General features: G+C 71.6%; 15 protein-coding genes and 2 tRNA genes. 5 read left to right on the top strand and 12 right to left on the bottom strand.

Features of this window, described 5'->3' with window-relative positions; all coding sequences use genetic code 11:
• Positions 1–38: 38 nt before the first annotated feature.
• A complete protein-coding gene (locus tag ABEA15_RS09195; RefSeq protein ID WP_345556335.1) occupies positions 39–1,463 on the bottom strand; it encodes a non-reducing end alpha-L-arabinofuranosidase family hydrolase in 1,425 nt (474 codons plus the stop codon).
• A 1,072-nt stretch (positions 1,464–2,535) separates the two neighbouring features.
• Between ABEA15_RS09195 and ABEA15_RS09190 the strand changes: the two genes are divergently transcribed.
• Positions 2,536–2,829, top strand: coding sequence for a hypothetical protein (locus ABEA15_RS09190; protein WP_345556284.1), 294 nt, complete (start codon positions 2,536–2,538; stop codon positions 2,827–2,829).
• A gap of 33 nt (positions 2,830–2,862) precedes the next feature.
• Here the strand turns inward: ABEA15_RS09190 and ABEA15_RS09185 are convergent.
• The 10 genes from ABEA15_RS09185 to ABEA15_RS09140 form a co-directional block, all read right to left on the bottom strand.
• A tRNA-Lys gene (locus ABEA15_RS09185) sits at positions 2,863–2,935 on the bottom strand.
• A 296-nt stretch (positions 2,936–3,231) separates the two neighbouring features.
• On the bottom strand, positions 3,232–6,414 hold the full coding sequence (locus ABEA15_RS09180; protein WP_345556283.1) for an AfsR/SARP family transcriptional regulator: 3,183 nt from the start codon (positions 6,412–6,414) through the stop codon (positions 3,232–3,234).
• A gap of 1,219 nt (positions 6,415–7,633) precedes the next feature.
• Entirely contained in the window at positions 7,634–8,431 is a 798-nt protein-coding gene (locus ABEA15_RS09175; RefSeq protein ID WP_345556282.1) for a cupin domain-containing protein, read from the bottom strand.
• Positions 8,428–9,507 carry a DUF6807 domain-containing protein gene (locus ABEA15_RS09170; RefSeq protein ID WP_344143445.1) on the bottom strand — a complete coding sequence of 360 codons (1,080 nt, stop codon included), beginning with the start codon at positions 9,505–9,507 and terminating at the stop codon, positions 8,428–8,430. The genes ABEA15_RS09175 and ABEA15_RS09170 overlap by 4 nt, the downstream gene beginning before the upstream one ends.
• A 149-nt stretch (positions 9,508–9,656) precedes the next feature.
• Positions 9,657–11,621 carry an ABC transporter substrate-binding protein gene (locus tag ABEA15_RS09165; protein ID WP_345556281.1) on the bottom strand — a complete coding sequence of 655 codons (1,965 nt, stop codon included), beginning with the start codon at positions 11,619–11,621 and terminating at the stop codon, positions 9,657–9,659.
• A gap of 52 nt (positions 11,622–11,673) precedes the next feature.
• A complete protein-coding gene (locus ABEA15_RS09160; protein WP_345556280.1) occupies positions 11,674–12,753 on the bottom strand; it encodes an ABC transporter ATP-binding protein in 1,080 nt (359 codons plus the stop codon).
• On the bottom strand, positions 12,737–13,870 hold the full coding sequence (locus ABEA15_RS09155) for an ABC transporter ATP-binding protein (protein ID WP_345556279.1): 1,134 nt from the start codon (positions 13,868–13,870) through the stop codon (positions 12,737–12,739). Before ABEA15_RS09155 ends, ABEA15_RS09160 begins: the two co-directional genes overlap by 17 nt.
• Positions 13,871–13,883: 13 nt before the next feature.
• The gene (locus ABEA15_RS09150) at positions 13,884–15,044 is read right to left on the bottom strand and encodes an ABC transporter permease (protein ID WP_344143449.1); all 1,161 of its coding nucleotides are present in this window, start codon (positions 15,042–15,044) and stop codon (positions 13,884–13,886) included.
• Between the two features lie 3 nt (positions 15,045–15,047).
• Entirely contained in the window at positions 15,048–16,049 is a 1,002-nt protein-coding gene (locus ABEA15_RS09145; protein ID WP_344143450.1) for an ABC transporter permease, read from the bottom strand.
• Between the two features lie 169 nt (positions 16,050–16,218).
• The gene (locus ABEA15_RS09140) at positions 16,219–17,337 is read right to left on the bottom strand and encodes a Gfo/Idh/MocA family protein (RefSeq protein ID WP_344143452.1); all 1,119 of its coding nucleotides are present in this window, start codon (positions 17,335–17,337) and stop codon (positions 16,219–16,221) included.
• 1,267 nt (positions 17,338–18,604) lie between these two features.
• Between ABEA15_RS09140 and ABEA15_RS09135 the strand changes: the two genes are divergently transcribed.
• From ABEA15_RS09135 to ABEA15_RS09120, 4 genes are read left to right on the top strand one after another with little or no spacing between them, the layout of a single operon-like run.
• A complete protein-coding gene (locus ABEA15_RS09135) occupies positions 18,605–19,522 on the top strand; it encodes an ABC transporter ATP-binding protein (protein ID WP_345556278.1) in 918 nt (305 codons plus the stop codon).
• 55 nt (positions 19,523–19,577) lie between these two features.
• On the top strand, positions 19,578–20,279 hold the full coding sequence (locus tag ABEA15_RS09130; RefSeq protein ID WP_345556277.1) for an ABC transporter permease: 702 nt from the start codon (positions 19,578–19,580) through the stop codon (positions 20,277–20,279).
• A 2-nt stretch (positions 20,280–20,281) separates the two neighbouring features.
• Complete coding sequence (locus ABEA15_RS09125) at positions 20,282–21,640, top strand: sensor histidine kinase (RefSeq protein WP_345556276.1); 1,359 nt, start codon at positions 20,282–20,284, stop codon at positions 21,638–21,640.
• On the top strand, positions 21,633–22,274 hold the full coding sequence (locus ABEA15_RS09120) for a response regulator (protein ID WP_344143457.1): 642 nt from the start codon (positions 21,633–21,635) through the stop codon (positions 22,272–22,274). Before ABEA15_RS09125 ends, ABEA15_RS09120 begins: the two co-directional genes overlap by 8 nt.
• Positions 22,275–23,121: 847 nt before the next feature.
• Here ABEA15_RS09120 and ABEA15_RS09115 read toward each other — a convergent pair.
• A tRNA-Lys gene (locus tag ABEA15_RS09115) sits at positions 23,122–23,194 on the bottom strand.
• Positions 23,195–23,337 lie beyond the last annotated feature (143 nt).

Below are 23,337 nucleotides of genomic sequence, written 5' to 3'. Positions count from 1 at the left end.
CACCGGCGATGAGCCGGACCCCAGTCCGACACCGCCTGTCAGCGCTGCAGTGTCAGCAGACCCGGCCGATACGGCAGTTGCCCGTAGTCGCCGCCAGAGTCGGGCGAGCGCCCTTGGTAGAGGAACTGCATGTTGCAGGGATCGACCGTCATGGTCTGATCGGCGTTACTGCGGATCAGTTCACCGTGGCTGATGTCATCGGTCCAGGTGGCGCCGCTGTTGGCCTGGCCGGCGAACGGGTTGCTTTCGGTAGTGGCCTGCGGTGTCCACGTGCCGTCCAGCCTGTCGGCTGTGAACGAGCGGAAGTAGCGGTCTCCTTGCGCGCCGATCGCTTCGACGATCATGAGGTACTGGTCCTGGCCCTCGACGTTGTAGACCTGGACCCCTTCGAACAGGTCGTTGGTGCTGTCGGACATGACGGTCGTCTCGGTCGAGCCGAAGCTGCCCGGGAAGTCGCCGATCGGCATACTGTCCCGGTAGATCCTGCCGTTGTCCCCGGCGAAGAACAGGTACATGTCCGTGCTGTCACCGATCAGCGCCTGATCGATGGGGCCTGTGGGGGAGTCGCCGATGCTTCCGTCGAAGAGGGTCTGCGCCTGCGACCAGCTGTTCACGTCGGTGGGATCGGTCGACGTCCGGTAGGAGAAGGCGGGTCCGCCCCACTGGTAGGCGAGCACCCAGATGTCCTCTGGGGCGAAGTAGAAGAGAGTCGGCGCGACGGCGGCGAAGGGCATCGGGTTCTGGGCGGCCGAGCCCATGCCGGCCCAGTCGTCGAAGAGGTCGAAGTTCATCGAGCCCCACGACGATCCCGTGTCGTGGTTCGTCGCGTAGACGAGATGCCGGCCGTTGTAGGGGGCGTGGGTGAAGTCCTTGAGCGAAACCCATCCCTGCCTCGGCTGCGCCAGCGGGCCGATCGACGACCAGTTGTACGCCGAGGGAAGAGCGCACGTGTCGTCCGCCCCCTCGTCGTCGACCCGGACGAGTCGCCACTGCTGGTGGTCGCCACCCGAGTCGTCGGCCTGCACGATGTCGGCACCGTCGGCGTGCGATGCGCCCTGTACCTCCACGGCTTTGCCGCTGTGCCGGTTGATCAACCGGACGTAGCCGCCGGGCGAGTCTTCCAACCGGAACTGCTGGTTGGCCTGGTCGTAGTCGGTCCACTGGACGATATCGGCACCGTTGGCGGTCGACCAGTTGTAGACGTCGAGCACCTTGTCCGAAAGCCGTGATTGCAAACGGTAGTAACCGTCGCCGGATTCGACGAACCGCCACTGCTGCTGGTGCTGGTCGTTCCGGGCCCACTGGGTGATCCGCGCCCCGTTGTCGGTGGCCCGGTTGTACACATCCAACGCTTTGCCGCTCTCGCGGTTCACCAGCACGTATGACGCGTTCGTGTCGACCGTCGCGGCTGCTGCCGCTGTCGGTCCGACCAAGGTGCCGGCGCTGCCGACCAGCATGACCATCGCGCCGGCGATGACGGCTCGCAGAAGCCCTCGCAGTCGCAAGGGCGGCGCGATCGGAAACCTACTCAACGTAGACACGGTCCTTCCTCTCGAAGCCTGGGCTGCACGGTCCGCCCGGAGGGGCCGGTGCGAGTCCTAGGCCTGAATTGGGGGATGTTAGCGCTCACATTTCTCCGTGTGGTCTGACGCGTATCTGGACGTGACTCCGACGCGACAGACCCGCCCGGAAGGTCGGGGGCATCGCTGCCCTTGCCGCCGAATGTGAGCGATAACGCTCTCGACGTCAAGCAAGTTCCGGAAACATTCCGCAATATCCGATTCCGTGATTCGGAAGTTCGTCGTAACTCCTGATAGGGCGGGTCGCCGGTGCAGGGAGGTGATCCCGTGTCTCCTGAAGGCAGAGGAGTGCTGCTGAGAACAGCGCCCTCGGGAAGCGTGCTGCGTCGAGGATGGGGGTTCCCGCGTCGTCCGGCGGAGGGCGGCACGGCTGTTTCATAGTCGCGGCTGGAGGGCGCCCGCACCACCTGCGCGGCTCTGGGACTGCGCCAGACTCCCAGCTCCGCCACAGTCCGCCGCGTCATCACCGCCCTGGACCCGGCCGTACTCGGCCGGCTCAGCGCCGCCGAGCAGGCCGCCGTGCTGATCGTCGACGGCAAAGCCCTACGCGGCTCGCACACCGCTACCTCTCCGGCCGCCCAAATGCTGGCCGCGATGACCCCGGCCGGGCACACCCCCGCGCCCAGGTGCGGGTGGGCGACAAGACCAGCGAGATCGCCGCCTTGGCCGAGGTGCCGGCGCCCTTGGACACCGCGGGGTGGGTGGTCACGGCCGACGCGCTCCGCACCCAGCGATCCCCCGCCCGCTACCTGGTCGCCCAGCGCGAGGCCGGCTACCTCTTCACCGCGAAGGCCAACCAGCCCACGCTTTTCTCGCAGGTGAAGGCCCTTCCGTGGGCGCAGGCTCCGGTGCTGGAGGCCACCCGCGAGCGGGCGCACGACCGCGAGGAGGTGCGCACGATCACAGTGCTCAGCGCGCCGCGCATCGCTTTTCCCACATCGCGCAGGTGGCGCGGGTGCGTCGGTGGGTGCGCGAGGTGGCCACCGGGAAGGTCGCCCGCACCTACGCCTACCTGGTCACGAGCCTGCCGGCCGAGCGCATCGGGGCTGCGGCGCTGGCGGGGCTGGTGCGGAGGCACTGGCGGATCGAGGCGCGCCACCACGTCCGCGACGTGAGCTTCGGCGAGGACGCCTCGCGGACGCGCACCGGGCACGCTCCGCAGAACACGGCGATGCCGAAGGCAACGGACTCGGTCAGTCGATGGTGGTCGCGGGTCTGCTCGGCGCCCGTGGCGTCGGGCGCCTCCTGACCCCAAAAGGGCCACTGACCTGCGAAGAAGGGGTGCGCCATCAAGGACTCGAACCTTGAACCCACTGATTAAGAGTCAGTTGCTCTGCCACTTGAGCTAATGGCGCTGAAGAGGCGGCGGAATCGCCGCCTGGCAGGAGATTCGTCCTCCCCCTGCGCCTTCCAGTTTACCGGATGTTCCCGGTGGCTCGGCCCCGAGGGATGCAGTGTGCATCACATGCGGAGCGGATGCGCCCGCTTCCGCGACCGTCGACTCGATGGGCCGACGCCCCGCTGCACCGCCGGCCCGCCGCACCCCGTGCACCCCGTCGCAACCAGGCACCCCCCGCGCCCAGACAGCCCGCGCACCTCGCGCACCCCGGCGCACCGCGCACGCCGCCGAGCCGACCGCACCGCCTACTCGCTACTCGGCGCACGCCGCGCCCGCCGAACCCGTCGAGAGCTCGCCGGCCTCCTGCTCGGCCCGGGCTGCGGCATCGCGGTTCCCGGTGGCGTCGTAGGCGCGGGCGAGACTACGCAGGCTCTCGGCGAGGAACGCGAGCCAGCCGCGGGTGCGCCATACGGCCACGGACTCCTCCAGGGCCTGCACCGCCTCGTCCGCGCGCCCGGCCTCCAGCAGCGCGCGGCCGAGCAGTCCCAGGGCGTCGGCCAGGTGGTGGTTGATCCCGTAGCGGCGGCTCAGGTCCGCCGCCTCGGTGGCCGTGGCCAGCGCCTGCGGGTCGCCGATGGCCAGGTGCAGCCGTGTCAGGTAGAGCAGGGAGAACGCCTCCGCGTAGCGGTCGCTGAGCGCGCGTGTCATGGCCAGGGACGCTTCGAGGTTGGCCCTGCCCTGCTCCAGGTCCCCCGCCTCGCACTGCGCGGCGCCGAGGAACTGCAGCGCGGTGGCCTCGAACCGCGAGTTGCCCAGCAGCCGCGCCAGCTCCAGCGCCCGCTGGAGGTACTCGACCGCCTGCACGGGCCGCCCCATGCCGTGCGCGGCCACGGCCATCACCTGGTAGGAGCGAGCGCGGCCGCCGGTGTAGTCCTCCCCCTCCGCCAGCTCCAGCGCCGCCTCGGCCGTGCGCAGCGCCTGCTCGGGCGTGCCCCGCGAGACCTCCGCCCAGGTGCGCATGACCAGGGCGTCGGACATCCCGCGCCGGTCTCCCAACTGCTGGAAGAGGTCCCACACCTGCTCGGCCAGGCCCAGCAGCGTACCCATGGCGCCGCCACCGCCCTCGCCGTCGCCTCCCGCCTCTCCGCTCTGCCAGGTGACCAGGTCGGCGAGGCCGCGGCGGAGCACGGCCTCGCCGCGCACGTCGCCCGCAGCCCGGCATGCCGCTATGGCCGGCTCGTGGGTGCGGCGCCAGTCGTCGAAGCGGCCGCGCACGTCGAAGTACTTCTCCATGCACCCGGCGAGGTCCCAGGCGACCTCGTGCCAGCCCAGGCCGCAGGCCTGCTCCACTGCCTTCACCATCGCCGCCGACTCCGCGTCGAACCAGGCCATCGGCTCGCTGAGCAGCAGCGTCGCCTCGGCTGCGGGCAGCGGCCAGCGCGGCGCCGGACCGTGCATCGTGGCGTAGCAGACACCGGGGATGTACTCGGTGGCCTGCTCCGCCAGCCACAGCCACGCGCCCAGTGCCCGCTGCACCGCCGCCTCGCGCTGCTCGGGGGCGTCCTCCTCCTCGCCGCGCTCGCGGGCGAACAGGCGGACCAGGTCGTGCATGCGGTAGCGCGGCTGCCCCGTACCGTCGGTGCCGACCACCGACAGCAGCTGGGCGTCGACCAGGTCCTCGACGGCGGCCTCGCCCTCGTCCAGGCCGATGCCGGCCAGCGCGGCGGCGGTCCACGCGGCCACGTCCTCGGCCTCCAGCGCGCCCAGCAGCCGGAAGACGCGGCGGGTGCGGTCGTCCAGCCCCGCGTAGCTGAGTGCGAAGCTCGCCCGCACGCCGAGGTCGCCGACAGCGAGTTCGTCGAGCCTGCGCCGCTCGTCGCCCAGCAGCCGCACCATCCGCGTCAGCGGCCACTGCGGGCGGCCCTTCAGTCGCGCGCCGGCGATGCGGACGGCCAGCGGGCTCTGCCCGCACAGACTCGCGATCTCCGCCGCGGCCCCGGGTTCGGCGGCCACCCGCTGCTCCCCGGCGATGCGCGCGAGCAGTTCCACCGACTGCCCCGGCCGCAAAACGTCCAGGTCGACGAGGTCGGCCCCTTCCAACCCGGTCAGCCGGGCGCGGCTGGTCACCAGCACCGCGCAGCCCGGCGTGCCCGGCAGGAGCGGGCGGATCTGCCGTTCGCACTCCGCGTCGTCCAGGAGCACCAGCATGCGGCGTCCGGCCAGCATGCTCCGGAACAGCGCCGAGCGCTCCTCCAGCGGCTCCGGCAGCGCCGCGCCCTCCACGCCCACGGCGTGCAGGAAGCCGGCGAGCACCTGAGCGGGGTCGGCGGGCGCCTCCTGGGCGCCGCGCAGGTCGGCGAAGAGCTGCCCGTCGGGGAAGTCGGCCGCGCCGGCATGGGCCACGCGCAGGGCCAGTGCGGTCTTGCCGATCCCGCCCATGCCGGAGACAGCCGAGACCGCGACGGGGCGGCGCACGTCCTCGGACCCGGCGGGCGCGCCCATGGCGGCGCGCAGCTGGGCGACCTGCTCGTCACGTCCGGTGAAGTCGGCGACGGCGGGCGGGAGCTGGGCCGGCACCGGTCGGGGTGCGGGCTCGGCGGCCGCCGCCTCCCGCCGCGGCTCGGGCCCGTCCGGGGCGGCCTCCCCCTGCTGCCGCAGGGCGCCGGACGTGTCCGGACCGCGGTCGGCCGGTTCCTTGTCGGCGGCGGGAACGTCCGGAATCCAACGGGTGCCCGGGCTCCGCGCGCCGGCCGGCTCGTCCAGCCCCGGATCGTTGCGCAGGATGGCCTGCTCCAGCGCCGCCAGCTCCCGGCCCGGCTCCATGCCCAACTCCTCGACGAGAAGCTCGCGCCCCTCGCGGAAGACCTCCAGCGCCTCGCTCGCGCGGCCCGTCCGGTAATAGGCGAGCATGAGCTGGGCGCGCAGCCGCTCGCGGAAGGGGTGCTCGGCCACGAGCGCGCTGAGCTCGGCCGCGATCGCACTGTGGCGGCCGAGCGCGAGCTCGGTGTCGAACCGCGTCTCGGCGACCCGCTGGCGCAGCTCGTCCAGGCGCGCCGCCTCCTCGCGGATCAACGGGAGCGTCTCGTGCCCGGCGAACGCGGTACCGCGCCACAGCCCCATCGCTTCGGCGAACATCCGGGCGGCCTCGCGCGACCGCCCGCTCTCCAGTTCGCGCTCGGCCTGCTCGGCCAGGTCCAGGAAGCGCAGCGCGTCGACACGCACGCGGTCCACCGCGAGCCGGTAGCCCGCTCCCGCGCGCTCGATCACGGCCTCGTCGCCGAGCCCCTGGCGCAGATGGTGGATGTAGATCTGCAGGCTCTTGCCGGCCGAGCGCGGAGGGTTGTCGGGCCACAGGGCGTCGATCAGCCGGTCGTCGGCGACCACCACGCCGGGCCGGCTCAGCAGCGCGGCGAGCAGGGCGGCGGGTTTGGGCGGCAGACGCACGTATCCGCCGTCCACCCGGATCTGCAGCGGGCCGAGGACCTCGAAGTCCATGTCAACTCCTCGGAGGCGGTGCGGCCGCTGCGTGCGCGGCCCGCCCCGCCGGGGTCGGGTGGTCGCACGCCCCACCGTGTGGCTGTCCCACCCGTCCGGGCCGGGTCCGAGGACCGCCTTCGGCATCCTGAGACCAGGCGACCGGCGACCTCAACCGCGTCCCAACCGTTTCGCAGCCGCCGACCGCCAGGCTGGTGGCAGTCAGCGCGGAGTCGGGCGTTCTTCGCGCGGCGGCTCCGGCCTCACGGTCGAGGAGCGAAAGGCGCAGACTGGGCACCGACCGGCGGTCCTCCCGCGAGGGGAGCCGCCGGGCCTTCCGAGGACGGCGGCCGGGCGAGAGTCCGGTCGGGAGGGCACAGGTGTCGGGACGGGCGGCCGTCTCATGATCACCGGGGCGTGAACATGATCATGAGGCGGCCAGCCCCCGGGTTCAGAGGTCGGCTCGCCGCCGCGGTCTGCCGCGGCCACCGCCCGGCTCGTCGGGGGCGCCGGGCGGTCGGGGCCCGGCGGCGGGCGGCGCATGCGCGGGAACCGCGGAGCGGTTCGGCAACGTGCAACAAAGGTTCACATCGGCTGCCTCCTCGGCTCCGAGCGCGTCTCGGCGCCGCCTCGCGAGAGGTTCCTCGGTCGATGGCAACACTAGCGCCTCGGTCACCGTGGAGAGTCGCGCGGTTGGCCCAGTGTCATCATTGCCGCACGCCCGAATCCCGCGTTCCGCGGGGATGCCGATGCCCAGCGGTGGAACGCGCCGTTCCGGTTCCGCGTTCCCGGTGGACCGGCCGCACGCCGACAGCACCGCCGCACGCGATAAGCCCGCCGGCCGACAGGCCACCGCACCGGCCCAAGAGCAGCCGGCTCCCTAAGCGAAGACTGGCGCCGCACCCGCCACCGGCGCCTGCGCTTCAGTGGATCACGCCCGCACGGCCGGATCCGGCACCCGCGGACCACGCGCGGCCCGAAATCCCGCCTGGGCGCGCGTCCGCAGGTCGCGGCGACGGGGGCGCTCCGCCGGGCCGCCCTCGCCGAACCCGCGGGCACCCCCGCCACGCTTGCTTCCCCCGTCCGGTCCTTCCACGACCGCGTCGGCGCCCGCTCCGGGGCACCCCGGCGACGGGGCGCGGCGCTTCGTGCCCCCGTGCCCCGTCGCCGCATCCCTCGCGAGCGCCCGCTCCGGCCGGTCGGCCGGAGGCCTCTGCGGCGCGGCCCCGATCCGCGCCGGTCAGCCCACCGGGTGGGCTCCGTCGAGGTCCCACACCTTGAGCAGGCCGCACATGCCGGTACGGCGGGGCCCCGGCGGCGAGTCGGCGGTGTAGACGGCGGACTCGCGCAGGTGCGCGCCGTCGCCTTCGGCGAGTCCGCCGATGTGGCGGCGGGTGGTCTCGGCCTGGAGGCGGGGGCCGCGCTCCCAGTGGTGGTGCCAGCCGGCCGCCTTGTCGCGCACCAGGTCCACCGCCGCCCCGTACAGCTCGTCCAGCGTGCCGGGGCCCTGCTTGCGCACCCGCTCGCGCAACCGCACGTACCCCTCGACGGCCAGGTCCCGGCGCTGCCGGGCTGCGGACGCCATGGCGGCGTGGGCCGAGGCCGCGTCAGCGAAGCCGGTCCAAGCGGGGATGGCCGTGGCGCGCGTGTAGGCGTCGGGGTCGGCGAGGACGTCGGGCGGGTAGGTCAGCACGGCGTCGCCGGCTTCGGGCAGCCCGGCGTTCTGCATGACCACCAGCAGTTCCAGCTCGCCGTCCACGTTGACGAGCCGGTGCACGGTGCCCGGCGTGAACCACAGCAGTGTGCCCGGCCCCAGCGGGGTGCGGGTGTAGCCGGCGCCGCTGAGGGTCTCCAGCACCCCCTCGCCGCGCACCACCACGTACCCCTCGGTGGAGGCGGTGTGCAGGTGCGGGGAACCCCCGGACAGGCCGTCGGGAGCGGGCCAGTCGTAGACGTGCAGGTGCGAGACCGCCGTACCGCCGGGGAACCCGGGTATCGCGCCGGCGTGCCCCGCGGCGGCCGCTTCCGGCGCCGTCATCGCGCGCCCGCCTCAGCCGCGCCGGCGGTCCCGGCGGCGGCGCCACCGCCTCCCGCGCCTTCGCCCGCCTCCGCGCGGGCGTGCAGCCCGGGCCGTCCGAGCTCGGCCAGGCCCAGCTCGGCCAGCTCCGCGCTGCCGCCGCGCTCGCGGTCGCCGTCGGCGATCACCACGGCGTAGCGGTAGGACAGCGGGACGCCGGGTGCCGCCTCGACCTCCTCGTCGAAGAACGGCGCCGGGCACACGGTCGCGAAGATCCCCGAGCGCACGAACCACTTCACCGGGTGGCCGGAGTTGTCGGGCGCGTCCACGAACACGAGGGTGGAGGCCCCGTCGTGCCCGTCGTGGCGTCCAGCGAAGCCCATCCACGGCGCGCGCACGCCCATCAGGTCGTCGCCGCCCTCCTGCTCGGGCGTGTAGACGCGCCCGCCGCTGAAGGAGCGGGGGCCGCGCCAGAACAGCCCGCCGTAGCCGGCGTTCTCGCGGCCCTGGGTGGTGGGGCTGCCGATCGGCACCGGCTCGCCCGTGAGGTTGGTGAACTCGGTCTCGAACACCAGGGTCCAGCTCGACCGCGCGGGGTCGGCGCTGACGCGGAAGCCGCGCCGCTCGGAGAACCAGGTCCGGCCCTGCTCGGTGACCCACTCCAGCCGCTCTCCCACGGCGATCTCACCGCCGGCGGTGCTGACCAGGTCGAACCCGGCGTGGCGCATCGAGCCGTCGTTGGGCAGCTGCTGGTAGCCGCGGTCGCGCACGTAGGTGGGCCCGCCCCAGAAGTTGGCGGGGCCGACGTTGGGCAGCGACCACGCCATGCCCTTGTGCCAGACGTGGTCGTGGGGCCGGTACAGGCTGACGGCGTCGCCGCCGAGGGTGCGGATGGGGTGGAAGTAGGGGCGCGGCGACTCGAACTGGGCGTCCCAGGGCTTGTAGACGTAGCGCACCAGCTCGGTCGGGCCGTAGGTCACGCGCAGGGAGCGGTCGTGCTCGTGCACCAGGCCCAGGCCGTGTGCGGGGGGCTCGGCCCCGCCCGCGGCCGCCTGCTGCGCCGGGGTCTGGGCGTCGTCGGGCTGCTCGGTGGTCATCGCGCCTCCTGGGGCGGTCCAAAACTCGTGGGCTGCGGTCGGGCCGCGGCGCGGGCGGGCCGGCTCCCGTGGGCGGTCCGCCCGCGCCGCGGCGCGCACGGGCGGGGCCTGCCGGGCCCGCCCGTGCGCGCGGAGGGGGTGGTGCGGGGTTATTCCTCGATGAAGAACTGCTCGGGGTTGGCCGGTGCGGGGGTGTTGTAGACGGAGGAGTACGGCAGGGAGTCGGGGACGTTGCGGAAGTTGTCCGCGACGATGCCGTAACCGGGCTGGGGCGTGCTGATCCCGAGCGCGTAGAACTGGTCCTGGGTTTCGGCCAGGAAGTCCTTCATCAGCTCGGTGCGCTTCTTGCTGTCGGTCTCGGCGATGACCTCGCGGTACATGTCGATGTGCGCCTTGACGTCCTTGGGCGGCTCCTGCGCGCGCGGGTCGGTGCCGTCGGAGGCGTACCACTGGGCCCACGGGATGGCGAAGTTGGACTCGCCGCTGTGCAGGGGCGCGTACCAGCGCGGGTCGTACATGGCGTCGAGCAGGCCCGAGTCGCCCGACCACACGTTGATCTGGTGCTCGTTGTTCTCACGGCGGTCCTGCCAGCGCGTGCGCTCCTCGACCTGCAGCTCGACGTCGACGTCGAGCTCCTTCCACATGTCGACCACCATCTCCATGGAGTCGATGATGTCGGGACGGAAGTCCCCCGGCGCGGAGAGCGTGAAACTCAGGGGCGTGCCGTTGGGGGCGACCCGGACGCCGTCCCCGTTGCGCTCGTCGTAGCCGGCCTCGTCGAGGAGCCGGTTGGCCTCGTCGACGTCGAACCCGGTGTACTGCTTGGCGAGCTCCTTGTTGAAGAACGGGGACTTCCGCAAAGGCGCGCCCTGCCACGGCTCACCCTGGCCCTGGTAGACGACGTCGATGATGTCCTTGCGGTTGATGCCCTGCGACATCGCGATCCGGAAGTCCTTGTCCCGGAAGATTTCCCTGATGTCCTCGTCCTTGTGGGTGAGGTTGAAGGAGATCATGTTGGTGTTCATCTCCGAGGGGCGCTGCTCCATGAAGTGGTAGCCGTTCGCCTCCCGGTTCTCGGCCAGCACCGGCCGGTTCTCGGGGGTGTTGAAGTGGCGGGAGTGGAAGTCGAACTCGCCGTTGAGAGCGCGGGTGAGCATGACCTCCTCGTCCTTGACGATGTCGAAGACGACGCGGTCTATGTAGGGCAGCTGGTTGCCCTCGGTGTCCACCTTCCAGTAATAGGGGTTGCGCTTGAGCACGATCCGGCCGGAGTCCGCCAGCGGCTGCTCGACCTTCCAGGCGTACATGGTCGGGATGTCGGGGTTCTGCCAGGTCAGGGCCGAGTCGTTGACACCGGCCTTGACCTCGAACAGCTCGGTCCAGCCGGAGTAGCCCTGCTCCTTGGCGAGCTTGTTGGCGTCCTCGTTGTACTTGATGTGGAACTTCTTGAGGTAGTGCTTGGGCTTGTTGACGATCTGGTACTGCAGCAGGTCGTGGGCGGCCCACAGCGCGTTGGGGTCGCTGAGCTTGATCGTGAACTCGGTGTCGCCGGCCACCTCGACCCGCCCGGGGTCGGTCGCGGCGACCGGGGTGAGGTCCTCGTTGTTGAAGACGTCGTTCAGCGCGAACTCGATGTCCTCGGAGGTGAAGTCGTCGCCGTCGGACCACTTCAGGCCCTTGCGCAGGGTGTAGGTGATCTCGGTGGCGTCGTCGTTGTACTCGACGCTCTCGGCGAGGTTGGGGATCGCCTTGGTCCACTCCGTGTTCCAGCGCATGAGGTTCTCATAGCCCACGGTGCGGCCCAGCCACGGCCAGTCGCCGATCCCCAGGGTGGCGCTGTTCCAGGTGCCGCCGTAGCTGCCGATCTCCTGGTGGGGCTCGACCACCATGGGTTCCTCGGGCAGGCGCTCCTCCAGCGGCGGCAGGTCGCCGGCCTCCACCTTCTCGGCGAGCTCGGGCGCCTGGCCGTTGGCCTTCGCCTGGCTCTCACCGCCCTCCTCGGGGTCGAGGCTGAAGAAGCCGCATCCGGTGAGGGCGAGCGCGAGGGCTGTGGCTGCGCTCGGCACGGCCAATGCGCGCCGGCGCGGTAGTCGCCGGTCGTCTCGTACGTTCATATGGGGTTCTCCGTTTCTGTGCGGGGGGTAACCGGAGCGAGGCGCGGATCGGTCAGCCGGCGCCCGAAAGCGTCAGCTCCTCGGCGTAGTGGCAGGCGGCCATGCGGCCGGGGGCGACCTCGCGCAGCGGGGGGACCTCGCTCGCGCACCGATCGGTGGCATAGGCGCAGCGGGTGTGGAAGGGGCACCCGCCGGGGGCGTCCGCCGGGTCGGGCAGCTCGCCGCGCAGGCGGATGCGCTCGCGGCCGCCGCGCACCCGCGGGTCGGGGACCGGCACCGCGGAGATCAGCGCCTCGGTGTAGGGGTGGCGCGGGGCGGCGTAGAGCTCGGCGGTGCGGCCGAGCTCCACGATCCGGCCCAGGTACATCACCGCGACCCGGTCGCACACGTGCTCGACCACGGACAGGTCGTGGGAGACGAACAGGTAGGTCAGGCCCATCTCGTCCTGCAGGTCCTGCATCAGGTTGAGGATCTGGGAGCGCACCGACACGTCCAGCGCGCTCACGGCCTCGTCGGCGACCACCACCCGCGGCTGCGGAGCCAGGGCGCGGGCGATGCTCACGCGCTGGCGCTGGCCGCCGGAGAAGGCGTGGGGGTAGCGGTTGAGGTGCTCGCGCCGCAGCCCCACACGCTGCAGGAGGTCGGTGACGCGGTCCTCCAGCTCGGAACCGGTGACGCCGTGGAGGACCCGCAGCGGCTCGCCGACGATCTCCATGAGGGTCAGGCGCGGGTTGAGGGAGGCGAAGGGGTCCTGGAAGACCATGCGCACCTCGCGGCGGTAGGCCTTCGCGTCATCGCCCGCCAGGCGCGCGGCGTCGATCACCGGTCCCTCGGCCAGGCGGTAGCGGACCTCGCCCCGCGCCTCGGGGCGCAGCCCCAGCACCGCCGAGCCGAGCGTGGACTTGCCGCACCCCGACTCCCCCACGATTCCCAAGGTCTCGCCGGCGCCGACGGCGAGGTTCACGCCGTCGACGGCCTTCACCCAGGTCGTGGAGCGGCGCAGCCCCTTCGTGCGGCGCAGCGGGAAGTGCACTTTCAGGTCGCGGGTCTCCAGCAGGGGCGCGGTCGCGGCGCCGGCGGCGCCTCCGGCCGCGGCAGCGGCGGCCGGGTCGGCGTCAGTCGGCGTCGACATCGGCGGCCTCCTTTCGGGGGCGGGGATCGGGGTCGGCGCGGTCGGCGGCGCCGGCCCGCGGAGCGGTCGGAGCCTGCTCCGCGCCGCCGTACAGCAGGCAGCGCACCTGGCTGCCTCCGGTCTCGACGGTCGGCGGCTCGACGGTGTCGCACAGCCCCGGCATGAACGAGTCGCACCGGTCGCGGAAGACGCATCCGGAGGGGCGGTCGGCGGGGTCGGGGACCGACCCGCGGATGGCGGGCAGCCGATCGCGGCGTGGGCCGCCCATGCGCGGGACCGACTCCAGCAGCGCGCGCGTGTAGGGGTGCTTGGGCGCGTGGAAGACGTCGTCGACGCTGCCGCGCTCGACGACCTTGCCCAGGTACATCACCGCGACGTCGTCGGCGATCTCGGCGACCACGCCCATGTCGTGGGTGATGAACATGATCGCCATGCCGTGGTCGCGCTGCAGGCCGGCGAGCAGGTCGAGGATCTGGGCCTGGGTGGTGACGTCCAGCGCGGTGGTGGGCTCGTCGGCGATGAGCAGGCGCGGCTCGCAGGAGAGCGCCATGGCGATCATGACGCGCTGGCGCATGCCGCCGGAGAGCTGGAAGGGGTAGACGTCGACGAGCCGCTCGGGGTTGGGGATGCCGACCTGGCCGAGCAGCCGGACGGTGATGCGCCGGGCCTCCTTCTTGCTGACGGGGTTGTGTACGCGGATCGCCTCGCCGATCTGGTTGCCGACACGGTGCACCAGCGAGAGGGACGCCATCGGCTCCTGGAAGATCATGGAGACGTCGCGGCCGCGCACCCGCCGGATGTCCCCGCCCTTGGGGTCGAGCGCGGCCAGGTCCAGCGGCTCGGCGGACGGGGGCGCCGCTGCGGCGCCGGAGGAGCCTCCGGCGTGCAGCAGCACCTGACCGCCGGTGACGCGCCCGGGCGGTTCGACGAGCTGCAGGATCGAGCGCGCCGTGACGCTCTTGCCGCAGCCGGACTCGCCGACCACGCACAGCGTGCGTCCGCTGCGGATGGTCAGGTCCACCCCGTCGACGGCGGGGATCTCGCCCCCGTCGGTGCGGAACCGCGTGTGCAGCCCCCGCACCTCCAAAAGCACGTCCGGGTCAGTACCGGTCGCCATCTGTCGCACCTGCTTACTGGTAGGGATCGGCGGAGTCGCGGATACCGTCGCCGACGAAGTTCAGCACCAGCACGGCCACCGTCACGGCGACCCCGGGCAGCAGCGTCCAGGGGGCGCCGGCGATCGAGTGGATGTTCTGGGCCTCCTGCATCAGCACGCCCCAGCTGACGACCGGCGGCTGCAGCCCCAGTCCGAGGAAGGACAGCGCACTCTCGGCCAGGATCATCATCGGGATCGCCAGCGTGAGCGAGGCCACGATGTGGCTGGTGAAGGAGGGCAGCATGTGCCGGCGGATGATGCGCGAGCGGCCGCAGCCGTCCAGCCGGGCGGCCGTCACGAAGTCCTCCTCGCGCAGCGACAGGAAGCGGCCGCGCACCACCCGGGCCAGGTCGGTCCAGCCGATCAGGGAGAGGATCACCGTGATCGCGAAGTAGGTGGTCAGCGGCCCCCAGTCGCGCGGCACCGCGGCTGACAGGCCCATCCACAGCGGGATGGTGGGGATCGACATGGTGAACTCGATGACGCGCTGGATGCCGGTGTCGAGCCGGCCGCCGAAGTAGCCGGAGACGCCGCCGAGAACGACGCCCAGCACGAACGACAGGGCCACGCCGACCAGGCCGATCGACAGCGACACCCGGGTGCCGTAGACGATGCGCGAGAGCATGTCGCGGCCGTTGCGGTCGGCGCCGAGCAGGTAGACCCGCTCGTCGGGGTCGGTGGGCCCGAACAGGTGGGTGTCGGCCGGGATCACGCCCCACATCCGGTAGGGGGTGCCCTCGACGAAGAACCCGAGCTCGATCTTCTCGGACTCGTCGACGGTGTACTCGCGGGCGAGGGTCTCCTGGTTGCGCGTGGAGTCGTAGCCGTGGACGTAGAAGCCCAGGTCGACGCCGCCGCCGGAGGTGTCGACGACGTGCGGCCGCTGCGGCGGCGCGTAGGTGTGCTCGGCGCTGTACTCGCCGGTGGAGGTGGGCGCCACGAACTCGGCGAAGACGCCCACGAGGGCCATGAGGCACACGATGGCGAGGCTGAACATGGCCAGCCGGTGCCGGCGGAAGCGCCGGCCGATCAGCCGCCACTGCGACTCCGCGCCCGCGTCCGCCTTGGCGGAGGCGGCGGCGCCGGGCCCGCCGGTCGCGGCGGCGCGCCGCCGCTGGGGAAGGTTGAGTCCCATGGGTCAGGCCTCCTCGGCCTGTGCGTGGCGGATGCGCGGATCCCACCAGGCCAGGAGTAAGTCCGACAGCAGTGTCCCGACGAGCGTCAGCGCGCCGAGCACGAGGATGAACGCGCCGGCCAGGTACATGTCCTGGTTCTGCAGCGCCTGCATCAGCAGCGGACCGGTCGTGTCCAGGCTCAGCACGATGGAGACCATCACCTCGCCGCCGACGATGGTGGGCAGCACCCAGCCCACGGTGCTGATGAACGGGCTCAGCGACATGCGCACCGGGTACTTGAGCAGGACCCGCCACTCGGGCAGCCCCTTGGCCCGGGCGGTGGTGACGTAGGGCTTGCGCAGCTCGTCGAGCAGGTTGGCGCGCAGCACGCGGATCAGCGCCGCCGTCCCCGCGGTACCGATGATCAGCACCGGGATCCACAGGTTGGAGACCACGTCGAGGACCTTGCCGAGGTTCCACGCGGAGTCGGCGTACTCGGGCGAGATGATGCCTCCCATGCTTTCGCCGAAGTAGGCGAAGGCGATCCAGACGCAGAGCAGGGCGAGCATGAAGTTGGGGGTGGCCAGGCCGACGAACCCGATGAAGGTGAAGGCGTAGTCGCCCAGCGAGTGCTGGCGCACGGCCGAGTAGACGCCGATCGGGAAGGCCAGGACCCAGCTCAGCAGGATGGTGGCGACGGCCAGCGCGACGCTGATGCCGATGCGGTCCCAGATGAGTGAGGAGACGTCGCGCTGGTAGAGGAAGGACTGGCCGAAGTCGCCGTTCAGCAGGATTCCGCCGATCCAGCGGAAGTACTGCACGGCGAGGGGATCGTTGAGGCCGTAGCGCTCCTCCAGCGCCCGGATCTGGCTCTGGTCGACCGACTGGCCGCGTGCCGCCAGGTCGGCGATGTAGGTGGTGAGGAAGTTCCCCGGGGGCAACTGGATGATCATGAACGCCACCAGGGAGATGGCGAACAGGGTCGGCACCATGTAGAGGAGCCGGCGGATCACGAGTGCGCGCATGCCGCCTCCCTTCCGGGACGGGCGGCGCCGCTGAGGGCGGAGTGCGGCCGACACTCTTGGAGAGCGCTTACCGCACATGTGAGCGGAAATCCGCCGGTGTGTTGTTCCGCCCGCGCCCACAGGCAGGGCACAGCGGTCCGCCGGGGGCGGCGACCAGCACGGATAGCGCTTACCATGGTGAGCCGCCTCCGTGCATGCGTTCGTAGTACCGGGTCCCCCGGCGCAGTTCGCCGACGGTGACCGTCCGGTGCTGGGCCGCCGAGGCGTAGATGCCGGCGACCAGCCGCATGGTGCGCAGCGCGTCGGTGGCGGAGACCGGCGGAGCCTCCTTGGCCCGCAGCGCCGAGAGCACGTGGGCGACCTGGGCCGCGTGGCCGCTGTTCACCCCCGACTCGCCGGCCTCCCAGGCCGCCTTCACCCGCTCCTCGAACCCGGGAGCGGGGGTGATCGTCCAGTCGTCGTCGCCGTAGCCGTAGAGGTGGCGCAGCTCGACGGTTGCCCGCTCGAAGTCGATGCGGATGTAGCTCTCCTCGCGCGGCGACAGCACGCTGTTGACCACGGCCGCCACAGCGCCGTTGGCAAAGCAGATGTGGCCGATGGAGACGTCCTCGGTCTCCATCACCCTGGCCTGGCGCCGGGCGGTGGCCGACACCTCCGTCCAGTCGCCCAGCAGCGCCAGCAGCAGGTCCATCTGGTGGATGCCGTGGCCCATGGTCGGACCGCCGCCCTCGGTGTCCCAGCGGCCGCGCCAGGGCACGTCGAAGTAGGCCTGGTCGCGGAACCAGTGGGTGTGGCAGACGGCGACCAGCGGCCGCCCCAGCTCCCCGGACTCGGCCAGCGCGCGCACGCGCCGCGCGCCCGAGCCGAACCGGTGCTGGAACACCGTCGCGACCCAGGGACCCTGCCCGATCGGGCCTTCGGCGGCGGCCATCTCCTCCATCTCGGCGAGGCTGAGCGCCGGCGGCTTCTCCACCACCGCGCTCGCGCCGCTGCGGAGGCAGGCCAGGACCTGGCCGTGGTGCATTCCGGGGGGTGTGCACAGGTGGACCAGGTCGGGCCGGACCTCGCACAGCATCCGGTCCAGGTCGCCGTAGCGCTGCGGGATGCCGTAGCGGTCGGTGAACAACGCGAGGTTGTCCGGATCGACGTCGACGGCCGCCACGAGCGACGCCGACTCCGGCATCGACTGCAGCGCCTCGACATGGAACCGGGCGATGTTGCCCGTACCGACGACGGCCACGCGCAGGCGGTCGGGCGCCTCGGGGGCCGTCTGGTCGGGTTCGTGCATGGCTCTCCTCCAGGGTGGGGACCGAGGGGGAACGGTCCGCCGCTGCGGGTCACCGCGGCCGGCGGGGCGACCGGGGGGTTCGGCGGCTCATGAGGGCTCTGGACAGGGGGTCTGCGGCACGTCAGCGGAAAAACGCCGACCGAAACTATCGGCCAGAATCTCGCAATCTCTGGCGGTCGAATCTACGCACGCGGTATGACTTGGTCAATACCCTGATGAGACCTGCCTCACGCCGGGACCTGCAAGTGAGCGCAAACATGCAGGTTCGTCCATTACTCACCGAAACCGGTCCGAACGGCAGGTCGGCCTCTCATTACCGGCCGACGCCAAGTAGTCCGAAACTATCGATACACAACGCGTAATCATGGGTGCAACCGCGCTGCGTGGGCCGGAACCGCGGTCCGCCCTCGGTATCGGCGGGAAGCCGCCGCGGATCGGACGTGCCCTCCCGCTCGCCGAGCGCGCGCGGCACGTCGGCATTCGAACACGCGGATCCGCGTGAAGGGTGTAGCGCGCGCAGCGAGCGAAGTCGCGGGCCGGAGGAAAAGGAGTCTCGCGGACCGGCGCCGGGCGCGCAAGAACGACCGACCGCTACTCAACGAGAGCACCACTGGTGCCCCCGTAGGACGGTCGGCCGTTACGAAACGTGAAGGGTGGTGCGCCATCAAGGACTCGAACCTTGAACCACTGATCAAGAGTATTCCTGAGCGTCCAGGTCACAACAGCCCCGTACCGGCCCTGCGAATCCGCTCCGGACACAAAGAAGTCCCTGGTAAGTGAGTTAACGACCAAGAAAACCCGAACCAGGGACTCCGATGCTGTTCTACCGTGCCTGCCTGCCGTTGTCACACCGGTCGCTGAACCTCACCGCGCGCACCATCCGCACCCACCGCCGCGCCAACGGATCGCGATGGCGCCGACTGGACGCGGCCCAGCAGGCCCTCCTCCCGCGCCGCCCGCATCTGGCGCATCGGCGACCGTATCGCCGCCGCCGGCCCGCTCGGACTGGGCGACAAAGGCGACGCGGGCTACTCGCCTGCGGTGCTTGCGCGACTGGTGAACGGGCTGCCCGCCCGTTGAACCGACCGTCTGCGGTCGCCGGTCGGGTTAAAGACGGGCCGCCTCCGGGTCGGCGCATCGGCCGCCGATACGGAGGCGGCAGGGGCGGTATCCACCGTTCGGTGGATACCGGGGGTCGGCCGGATCCGCGGAGACCGAGGCCGGAAGGGCGATTCGCCGCAGGCAGCGACCGGCCAGGCTTGAGGCCATGGCAGTCATCGAGGTCCAGGAGATCAGCAAGAGGTACGGCGACCAGACGGCCCTGAGGCGGGTCTCCTTCTCCGTGGAGGAGGGGGAGGTCTTCGGAATCCTCGGTCCCAACGGGGCGGGCAAGACGACAGCGGTGGAATGTGTGGAGGGCCTGCGGCGTCCTGACTCCGGGGCGGTGCGGGTGCTCGGGTCCGATCCGCTCCGGCAGGGTTCAAAGCTGCGGGAGCACATCGGCGTCCAGCTGCAGAACACACAGCTGCCCGAGAACATCAAGGTGTGGGAGGCACTCGACCTCTACGCCTCGTTCTACGCCAGGCCCCGCGACTGGCGGGAGCTGCTGGAGCGGTGGGGACTCGCGGACAAGCGCGGCGCGCGGTTCGCGAAGCTGTCCGGGGGGCAGAAGCAGCGCCTGTTCATCGCTCTGGCCCTGGTCGGAAACCCGAAGGTCGCGTTCCTCGACGAGCTCACCACCGGGCTCGACCCCCAGGCCCGCCAGACCACCTGGGATCTGGTCAAGCGCGTACGCGCCGAGGGTGTGACCGTAATCCTGGTCAGCCACTTCATGGACGAGGTCGAAGAGCTGTGCGACCGGGCCGCGGTCCTCGACAAGGGCGCCGTCGTCGCCCTCGACACCCCTCAGGGACTGATCGAGGGCACAGACGCGGAGTACCGGATGAGCTTCCGGCTCGTCAACGGCAGCGCCGCCGAGCCGAGCCGCCCGCTGGAAAGCCTCGACGGCGTGACCTCGGTGTCCCGCACCGGCGACCTGGTCGTCGTGGCCGGGCGGGGCGACTTCGCCGCCCTCGTCACCGCCCACCTGGCCCGCGAACGCGTTCTCGTGCGCGACCTGCGCGTCGACAAGCGCACCCTGGACGACGCGTTCATCGCGCTGACCGGCCGCTCCAGCGACGCCTGACCGGCCCCGGCCCGGACCCGGACGCCCCTGCACACCCACGTACGGAAGAACCGCCGTGAAGATCCTCGCCAAGCTCACCGCCGTCGAGACCAAGCTGCTGGTACGCGAACCCGGAGCCGCGTTCACGCTGCTCATTCCGCTCTTCATCCTCGTGGTCTTCGGTGGTGAGATCACGGAGGGGGACACCGTCCTCCTGCCGATGGCGGTCACCATTGCCATCGGCCTGGTCGGGTTGTACCTGCTGCCCACCACCCTGGCCACCTACCGGGAGAGGGGGATCCTGCGCAGGCTCTCGGTGACCCCGGTCCGCCCCGGCAACCTCCTCACCGTGCAACTCCTGCTCCAACTGGTGCTGACCGCGGCCGCGGTAGCCCTGCTGCTCTTCGTTGGCATCGGCGTCCTCGGTGCGCACGCCCCCGGACCCGCGGGGTTCCTGGCGGCCTCCGCGCTCGGCACGGCGGCGATGTTCTCCGTCGGCCTGCTCATCGCGGCGCTCGCCTCCAACGGGCGATCCGCCAACGGATTCGGCGTCCTGCTCTATTTCCCGCTGGCCTACCTGGGCGGACTCATGCAGCCCGCCGACCGGATGCCCGATATCCTGGCCTCCATCGGCCGGTACACCCCGATGGGCGCTCTGCGGCAGAGCCTCCACGGCGTCTGGAGCGGCGGGGTCCTCGCTCCCCTGCCCCTGGTCACCATGGCCGTGTACGCCGTGGTCCTCAGCTTCGTCGCGGCCAGGTACTTCCGCTGGGAGTGAGCATGGAGACGACGCCGCAACGCGACCTCGACCTGCGGGAAGAGCGGGTGCGCAGCCTGGTGGGCGCCGTGCCCTACGTCCTCCTGGCGGCCTCCACCGTCCTGACCCTGGCCACCCATGACCTTCCCTGGGCGCGGATGCCGGTGACGCTGGGCCTCGTGGCCCTCACGGCGGCTCTCATCTGGACGATGACCGGCCTGAACGCCGACTGGACCGCCCGCCCGCGGGTGATGGCCGCCTTCGTCGCCACCCTGGTCGTGATGATCGCCGTGCTCAGCATCCGCTCCGTCTGGTTTGCGGGCTTCTTCGGCTTCACGGGCTACCTGTACTCCTGGCAGCTCCTCCAAGGCCGGTGGAGGTTCGTGGGAGTCACCGCCACCGCCGCCATCACCGTCACCGCCTACATGGGCGGGCTTCCCGCCCCCACCCCCTCGTCGGTCCTGCTGTACCTGTTCTTCGTCGCCGCTCTGGTCGCCCTGGTCGCGGTGTTCAGCCACCTCGGCGAGACCACCGCGGAGCGCAGCGACGAGCGCAGGCGGATGGTGGAGCGGCTGCGCGAGACCATCCGCGAGAACGACGGCCTCCACGCCCAACTGCTGGTCCAAGCGCGCGAAGCCGGGGCGCACGACGAGCGGGAGCGCATGGCTCGGGAGATCCACGACACCCTGGCACAAGGGCTCGTCGGAATCATCACCCAACTCCAGGCGGCCGAACGAGCCGCGGGGACCGCCACGGGAGCTTCGGCGGGCTCCGAAACCGCCGACGGCGCCGCCGATGTCGCTGAGGCGGCGGAGCGCAACCGTGCCGAGTGGCGGCTCAGGGTCGCCGACGCCATCCGGCTGGCCCGCGAGAACCTGGCCGAGGCACGCAGGTCCGTGCACGCCTTAGGGCCGGCGCCCCTGGAGACCGCCCGACTGCCCGACGCCCTGGCCGACCTCACCGCCGAGTGGTCCCGGCTCAACGGGCCCCGCGTGGAATTCACGGCCACCGGACCGGTCCGCCCCTTGAACGCGGAGGTCGAGGCGGTCCTGCTCCGCGCCGTCCAGGAGGCCTTGGCCAACGTGGCCAGGCACGCCGGGGCCGGCCGCGTCGGGGTGACCCTGTCGTACATGGAGGACCTGGTCGTGCTGGACGTGCGCGACGACGGTATAGGCTTCGAGACGGCCGCGGGTCCGGAGGCGGTGCTCAGCCCCGCGAGCGCGCGCGGTGACGACGGCGCAACCGGCGGGTTCGGCCTGACGTCGATGAGGCAGCGGGTGACCCGGCTGGGAGGCACCCTCGACATCGAGTCCGAACCCGGTACCGGGACGGCGGTCTCCGCCGCCCTTCCGGCCGTTTCGAGGGAGACCGCCGGTGAATGAAGCTCCCGTCCGCGTGCTGATCGCCGACGATCACCCCGTCGTCCGGGACGGCATCCGAGGCATGTTCGCCGGTGACCCGGGTTTCGAAGTGGTGGGGGAGGCCGGTGACGGCGCCCGCGCCGTCGAGCTGGCGCGGACCTCGAAGCCCGACGTGGTCCTCATGGACCTGCGCATGCCGGGCACGGGAGGTGTGGACGCCATCCGCGATCTGGCCCGACTGGGGCTGCCCGCCCGCGTTCTGGTCCTGACCACCTACGCGACCGACAGCGACGTGGGCCCCGCTATCGAGGCCGGGGCCACCGGCTACCTCCTCAAGGACGCCCTGCCCGAAGACCTGGCGCGCGCCGTCCGGCTGGCCGCGCGCGGCGAGACCGTGCTCTCCCCGCTGGTTGCGAGTCGCCTCGTGGGCAGGGTCCGCGAGCCGGCCGTGTCACTGAGCGACCGGGAACTGGAGATCCTCCGGCTCATCGCCGCCGGCTCCACCAACCGAGAGGCCGCGGCCCGCCTGTTCATCAGCGAAGCCACGGTCAAGACCCACGTCCTGCACATCTACACCAAACTCGGCGTCAACGACCGAGCCGCCGCCGTCGCAGCGGGCTTCCGCCGCGGCCTGCTGGACGCGGGCGAGAGGTGATCCCGGCGCCTTGGCGCGACCCGGCGCGCAAGTCCGGGGCACCCGCACATCAGCCCCGCTTCTTGATGCCGTCCGCGCTATGCTGACCACTTCCCTCGCTGGGCGTCGCCCGCGAGTCTCGATCCGCTGATCCTTTTGATCATGAGGCGTACCTCCTCGAAGCCGACGTCGCTGCGAGCCTGCCCGGGTCAAGCGCTATCTTCCTTCTCCTGAACGCACGTCGAGGGCCCCAGCGCCGCACTGCGCTGGGGCCCGAGAGTTCAATACCACCTACCGGCCGCTGCCGGTCTTCCGCTTTCCGAGGACAGGCCGGGACGGGATCGCGGGGATCGCGGTTGTATGACTGAACTGCTGTGACCTCCGGTGAGCCTCCCCCGCGTGTGCGGACGCCGTCGGCGAGGTCAGCCGCGGGGGCCTGAGCGCGAGTCGGGCCCTTCGAAGACCCGCCCATGCCGGGTGCGTATGCGCAGCATCACTGGCGCCCCGACTCCCGCTGGGGAGCGCATCGGCGGAGACGGCCCGATCAGCACCCGGTGCGTCCACCGCGATAGGCGGCGCGGATCGACTCCGATGGTGGATCAAGGCAGGTCGGGGCTCGGCCGCGGCGTGCCCGGTCCAGCCGGGCAGGGCGCCGTGGATCGGAGGATCGGGACGGCTCGGCCGGAGCGTGCCGCGCGCTCCGGTTCACTCCAGTGGGGACGGCGCTGCCAACCGTCGTCAGGTGGCCGGATGGGCGCTGGCCTGGGGGATCAACGCGGTGGCGACATAAGAGCACCCGCGGAGCATCGGCGCCCACGACATCGGGCGTCTCATAGCCCTACAAGGGGCGATGACCTGCGGAAGAGGGTGCGCCATCAAGGACTCGAACCTTGAACCCACTGATTAAGAGTCAGTTGCTCTGCCACTTGAGCTAATGGCGCTTGTCGGAACGCCCGCGAGGCGCTGCTGCGCCGGTCCGGGCTCGCGACGCGTTAAACGATAGCAGCCTCCGGGATCGCCCGCGAACCGAATACGCCGCGCACGATCGCGCGGCCCCCACTCCGCCGCGCCCGGTGGGTGAGGG

The sequence above is a fragment of the Streptomonospora halophila genome (assembly GCF_039542725.1).
GTDB classification, from domain to species: domain Bacteria; phylum Actinomycetota; class Actinomycetes; order Streptosporangiales; family Streptosporangiaceae; genus Streptomonospora; species Streptomonospora halophila.
This window is presented reverse-complemented; position numbering and strand designations above follow the sequence as displayed.